The sequence below is a fragment of the Nonomuraea sp. NPDC003707 genome (assembly GCF_053587055.1).
The window spans coordinates 1-5,123 of record NZ_JBSFNK010000108.1 but is presented as its reverse complement, the minus strand read 5'-3'; the positions used below and the strand labels follow the sequence as shown (position 1 = coordinate 5,123).

The window sequence follows — 5,123 nt, the reverse complement described above, 5'->3', positions numbered from 1 at the left end:
GAGAGCCGGATGCGATTAACGTCGCACGTCCGGTTCGGTGGGGGGCCGTCGGAAAAGGACCTGGTGTCAGTCACCTCGCTGGCGGCCTACCCAACCGCACGCCGGGTTCGGCGGGCGGGTCCGGGAAACGGACCTGGAGCAATCCAGGCACCGCGCCCGGACTCGACCCAACACCTTGGGCTGGCTCATGCTCCACCGCCGGCTGGCCCGCGACTACGAGACACGGCCAGACCATGCCGCGGCCATGATCCGCCTGGCGTCCATCGACAACCTCACCCGACGCATAACCGGCGAAACCACCCCAACCTGGCGATACACATAACTGGCAATCAACCACAAACTTCGCTCTTCAGACGCCCTCTCAGACCACAAGCGCCATCGCCTCCACCGGGGTGGCAACCGCCGTCTCAACAGCGTTCTCTACACCGCGGCCATCGTTCAGAAACGCTTCCACCCAGCCGCCCAGGAACTCCTGGCCCGCCTTGAACCCGCCAAAGGCAAAGGGTGCGGCTCTCCCTCAGTGAGCGTCTGAGCTGGTCTTTTGTGGTCGTGACTGTTTGATTCGGGAACCGCCTTTTACTGTGAGTGCAGACCCGTGAGGCGGTGGTGACGATGAGCTCGTTGCTCGAGGAATTGGCACGGCGCGAAGCCGCGGTCCGCCGGCGGATCGAGGAGATCGGCGAGCAGATCGCCGCGCTCACCTCACAGATGCAGGATGAGCAGGACTGCTTGTCACGGCTGACGATCACACGGGAGACCGTCGAGGAGATCCTGGGTGAAGCGGCCCAGCTGCTCGATGAGCCCGATGGACAGGCCGGGGCCGCCGACGCGGCCGGCACCGCGCCGCCGGCACGACCGCCGGTGCTGGGTGTGGTGACGGTGCCGCACTGGCAACCCGGCATGAATATGGCGGTGCTGCCGCGCGCGTACCGAGACGCGGTGGAGATCATGGCCGATGCCGGGCGGGCGATACGGGCCGGGCAGATCGCGGTGGCGATGGGACTGCCGGATGAGGCGGCCAAGCGGGAAGGGCTACGTTCGAAGCTGAAGCGGCTGGTGGAACGCGGCTGGGCGAAGGAAGAAGGGCCGGGACTGTTCACGGTGACCGAGCCGGTGGCGCGTGAGGTGTCCGCGCAGGGCGACGGAGGGTCACGAGACGGCATCGCGCCGTCATCTGCTTCGTCACCGGGCGGGTGATTGCGGCAGGGCTCTTCCGCCGTCAGGTTCAAAGGTGCCAACCACATGTCCCTGGCGAGAGAAGAGCCCTATGCAGGCACCGTACGACACCAGCCTGGCCGCTGACGTCTTTGCGGAGGCGAAGAACACCTTCAACTGGCTCATCGGACACCTCACCGACGCGCAGACCGGGACGCTTGCCCATGACCGGCTGGAGGAGATCCTCACCGAGCAGGGCCGGGAGCTGCAGCGCCTGCTGCTGCAGGCCCACCTTGACCTGCGCGCGCTGCGCGAGCTGGAGCAGGTACGCCACGCCCGCCACCCCGACGGTGGCGCCGCGGGGGTGATCGGCGCGGACGGGGTGCCGCGGCGGCGGGTGGAGCTCGGGCACCACCGCCTGCTCGCCACGGTGACCGGGACGGTGACGGTCACCCGGTGCGCGTGGCGGGCCCCGGGGGTGCGCAACGTGTATCCGGTGGACGCGGCGTTGTCGCTGCCGGCGGTGCGGCACTCGGCCGGGCTGGCCAAGCTCGCGGTCATCGAGACGGTGCGCGGCTCGTTCGACGCCGCCCTGGCGGCGATCACCACACGGTGCGGTCAGGTGATCGGCAAACGGCAGATCGAGCAGCTGGTCGCCCAGGCCGCGGCCGATGTCGACGCCTTCTACGCCGCGCAGACCGTGCTGCCGTGCACGGCGTCCACGGTGCTGGCGATCAGCGTGGACGGCAAGGGCATCGCGATGCGCCCCGAAGCGCTGCGGCCCGCGACCGCCAAGGCCGCCGCCCGCGCCCGAGCCACGTTCCGGACCCGGCTGGCGGCCGGGGAGAAACCGGCGCGCAAACGGATGGCGACGCTAGGGGTGGTCTACGACGCCGAACCGGCGCCGCGGCGGCCGCACGATGTGATCGCCGTCCCGGGCGGGCGATCCGGCCGGCGCCTGCCACGGGCCCGGCCGAACGCGACGCGCAAGTGGCTGTGCGGCTCGGTCATCACCGGCCCCGGCCCTGTGATCGCCAAGGTGTTCGACCATGCCGAGGCCCGTGATCTCGCGCACGCCCGTCCCTGGGTCGTGCTCGTCGACGGGGCCCGCCACCAGCTCGACCTGATCATCGCCGAAGCCGCCCGGCGCCGCATCCGCGTCCACATCGTGATCGAATTCGTGCACGTGCTGGAGAAGTTATGGGCTGCCGCGTGGAGTTTGCACCCGCCCGCCGCGCCGGCCGCGGAGGACTGGGTCGCCGGGCATGCCCTGGCCCTGCTGGCCGGGCACACCGGCCAGGTCATCACCACGCTGACCGCGCAGGCCGCCACAGCCGGCGCGCAGCACCGTGACGGCATCGACGCGTGCATCCGCTATCTGTCCAACAACGCCGGGCATCTGCGGTATGACCAGGCGCTGGAGGCGGGATGGCCGATCGCGACCGGGGTGGTAGAGGGCGCGTGCCGTCATCTGATCGCCGACAGGTTCGACCTGGCCGGGGTGCGGTGGGGCCTGGCCGGGGCCGAGGCGGTGCTGAAGCTCCGCGCGCTGGTCGCCAACGGTCATCTGGAGGAGTACTGGACTTTCCATCTCGCCCGGCAACACGAGCGCGTCCATCAGACCGGCTACCAGGACGGATACGCCCTTACGGCTTGATCGCTTCAGTCACTCAGGAGGAGCCGCACCCAAAGGCAAACGCGGAGCCCGCCGCATCCTCCAACGCCACCTCATCGACGTCATCCACCGGGCAATGATCATCGATCGAGCATCCTGGCAACAGGAAATCACACACCATCGGCCTGCGGCTTGACATAGAAGCATCTACAACCCACGCCGGCGCCACTCCGCAAACGGCCAGTTCAGCCCCGCCAAATACGAACACCGACACGCGCTCAAGAACGCCCAAGACCTCGACCATGGTGCCGTGTAGTCGCAAGCCCTGATGTGTCTATCGAATCGGGGCAACTTCAGGTCAGAAAGTATTGCTTAACGGTTGCCCTGCGAAGAGTTACTGGTCTTTTGGGCTTGCTTCAGCGAGTATCTAAGCTAGGCCGCCGCTTAGCGGATGCCCGGCCAACCTTCCGATCAGACTCGGCCTCGGTCGTTTCTGAGCTGAGCCATCGAAATGTATCGTATGCCCGACCGTTTTGATCGGGTATGTTGGGAGTACGAGTCGGGATGGTGCGGGCTGCAGCTGACCGAGTACGCCCACTCGGTGGCGCATTGCCAGCTCACCCATGTCCGGCCGATTGGGACCCACCTCGTGATGTTCGGAGAAGTGGTCGGGATCTGGCTGCGGCATCGGCGCATTCCACTGGTATACGGGCTGCGCCGGTACACCTCATGGCCGGAATCCTGACCCTTCTCGAACTCATGCATGCGGGGGCACATAAATGACGGAGATTTCGAAATCAGCGCGGGCGTTCAGCTGGCAGTCGGCCGACCACCTGAAGTTGTCGGACTTTCGGCGCCTGTGCGATGTTCTCGACGAGGTACTCGAGGTCGATGACATGGTGCAGTTCGAAGAACGGCTGGAGAGGGCGCTGGCCCGGCATTTCGGCTGGCGCGGCGTGGCCGTGGTGAGAAAGCCGTGCGAACATCTTCACATGATCGTATTCGACCCTGAGGCCGAGGCGCGGCATCGGCAGATGGCCATACTGGAGCGGCTCAGGCGCTACCTCGTCCCTTTCGTGCGGCACTCGATCCTCGCCGGCGTTGAACCGGACGCGAATCAAGCCCTGACCCTGACGCCACGGGAAAGAGAGGTCGTCGAGCTCGTCGCCAACGGCCTGACCAACCACCAGATCGCCGAACGGCTGTTCATCTCGCTCGGTACCGTCAAGAAGCACCTCAGCCAGGCGTTGGACAAGAACGGCTGCACCAGCCGGACGCAGCTCGCGACGCTATGGCGCCGGTCGGGCGTCCCCGGATGACTCGACGGCGTTGCCAGACCCACTTTTACATGGCCACAGACAACCAACGAGCGGTGCTTGTGGCTGTACACCAGCCCAACTGACGACCTCGCTGCCGGCTACGTCGAAGACCTATGGATCATATAAATGCAAAACGCTCACAAGATACCCCTTGGCATACCTACGGCTGCGCGCATGTACGACGAAGCATTGCGCGGCAAGGACAACTTCGAAGTCGACAGGAGAGCGAACGCAAAGCTGTATGAAGCGATCGGCGAAGCCGTAGTGCGGTCTACTGCCTTTGAGAATCGCCGTTTCCTCGGACGCGTGGTGCGATACCTATCTAGCGAATGTGGCATCCGCCAGTTCCTCGATATCGGCTCTGGGCTGCCAACCGCACGCAACACTCACCAGATCGCCAAGGAGGTCGACCCTCTATCGCGGGTCATCTATGTCGATATAGATCCGATCGTCGCCGTGCACGGCAGAGCGTTGTTGGCTGATGACACAACCCAGATTATTACAGCCGACATGCGCGAGCCTGAGACCATCCTGGATAACTCAGAGATCCAGCACTTCCTTGACTTCAGCCAGCCGATCGCCGTGTTATTCGTCGCAGTGTTCCACTTCATCACCCCAGAAGAAGACCCCGCCCGTATCGTGTCTGCCTTCCGCGAGCGGCAGGCCTCTGGGTCCTACGTGGCGATCTCGCACCTGACCACGGACGGCATGTCAGAAAAAGAGCAGAAGGGGTGGTACGACGGGTTCGCCAGCGCGACAGAGGCGCTCTCGCTGAGAAACGAGGCGGAGATCCGCCGCCTCTTCGATGGCTATGACCTTGTCGAACCCGGCCTCGTTCGCCCCTGCAACTGGCATCCGGATGAGAACGAGTGGCCCCGAACCACCTCCCTGTTCGGTGGTGTAGGGCGGATCACCGATCTCTCTTGAACGCCATCGAACTGGCTGCTGGAGGTGGCCCAGGAGTACGCCCGCTTGCGACGACGCCCGCACCTTCTCCACCAGGAGGTTCCTGCATGCCAGACGTCAAGCGCCAT

7 protein-coding genes and 1 pseudogene are annotated in these 5,123 nt (G+C 65.5%); 7 read left to right on the top strand and 1 reads right to left on the bottom strand.

What is annotated here, in order from left to right:
• Positions 1–172: 172 nt before the first annotated feature.
• From ACWDRB_RS67590 to ACWDRB_RS67575, 4 genes and pseudogenes are all read left to right on the top strand, one after another.
• Positions 173–322, top strand: a pseudogene (locus ACWDRB_RS67590) (IS5/IS1182 family transposase); the annotation flags it as partial.
• Complete coding sequence (locus ACWDRB_RS67585) at positions 323–532, top strand: transposase (RefSeq protein ID WP_449912812.1); 210 nt, start codon at positions 323–325, stop codon at positions 530–532.
• A gap of 80 nt (positions 533–612) precedes the next feature.
• The gene (locus ACWDRB_RS67580; RefSeq protein WP_449912810.1) at positions 613–1,197 is read left to right on the top strand and encodes a hypothetical protein; all 585 of its coding nucleotides are present in this window, start codon (positions 613–615) and stop codon (positions 1,195–1,197) included.
• A gap of 70 nt (positions 1,198–1,267) precedes the next feature.
• Complete coding sequence (locus ACWDRB_RS67575) at positions 1,268–2,812, top strand: ISKra4 family transposase (RefSeq protein ID WP_449912808.1); 1,545 nt, start codon at positions 1,268–1,270, stop codon at positions 2,810–2,812.
• Between the two features lie 13 nt (positions 2,813–2,825).
• On the opposite strand, the gene ACWDRB_RS67570 is transcribed toward ACWDRB_RS67575, so the two are convergent.
• Positions 2,826–3,062, bottom strand: a complete 237-nt coding sequence (locus tag ACWDRB_RS67570) for a hypothetical protein (protein ID WP_449912806.1) — start codon at positions 3,060–3,062, stop codon at positions 2,826–2,828.
• A gap of 219 nt (positions 3,063–3,281) precedes the next feature.
• Here ACWDRB_RS67570 and ACWDRB_RS67565 point away from each other — a divergent pair, with 219 nt between their 5' ends.
• The 3 genes from ACWDRB_RS67565 (at position 3,282) to ACWDRB_RS67555 (ending at position 5,016) form a co-directional block, all read left to right on the top strand.
• A complete protein-coding gene (locus ACWDRB_RS67565) occupies positions 3,282–3,515 on the top strand; it encodes a flavin reductase (protein WP_449912804.1) in 234 nt (77 codons plus the stop codon).
• A 34-nt stretch (positions 3,516–3,549) separates the two neighbouring features.
• Positions 3,550–4,089, top strand: a complete 540-nt coding sequence (locus tag ACWDRB_RS67560) for a response regulator transcription factor (protein WP_449912802.1) — start codon at positions 3,550–3,552, stop codon at positions 4,087–4,089.
• A gap of 126 nt (positions 4,090–4,215) precedes the next feature.
• Positions 4,216–5,016 carry an SAM-dependent methyltransferase gene (locus ACWDRB_RS67555; protein WP_449912800.1) on the top strand — a complete coding sequence of 267 codons (801 nt, stop codon included), beginning with the start codon at positions 4,216–4,218 and terminating at the stop codon, positions 5,014–5,016.
• Positions 5,017–5,123 lie beyond the last annotated feature (107 nt).

What these genes read in the sequence shown, in the direction of transcription:
- ACWDRB_RS67580 (WP_449912810.1), top strand. Translation starts at nt 613, where the DNA reads ATGAGCTCGTTGCTCGAGGAATTGGCACGGCGCGAAGCCGCGGTCCGC.
- ACWDRB_RS67575 (WP_449912808.1), top strand. Translation starts at nt 1,268, where the DNA reads ATGCAGGCACCGTACGACACCAGCCTGGCCGCTGACGTCTTTGCGGAG.
- ACWDRB_RS67565 (WP_449912804.1), top strand. Translation starts at nt 3,282, where the DNA reads ATGTATCGTATGCCCGACCGTTTTGATCGGGTATGTTGGGAGTACGAG.
- ACWDRB_RS67560 (WP_449912802.1), top strand. Translation starts at nt 3,550, where the DNA reads ATGACGGAGATTTCGAAATCAGCGCGGGCGTTCAGCTGGCAGTCGGCC.
- ACWDRB_RS67555 (WP_449912800.1), top strand. Translation starts at nt 4,216, where the DNA reads ATGCAAAACGCTCACAAGATACCCCTTGGCATACCTACGGCTGCGCGC.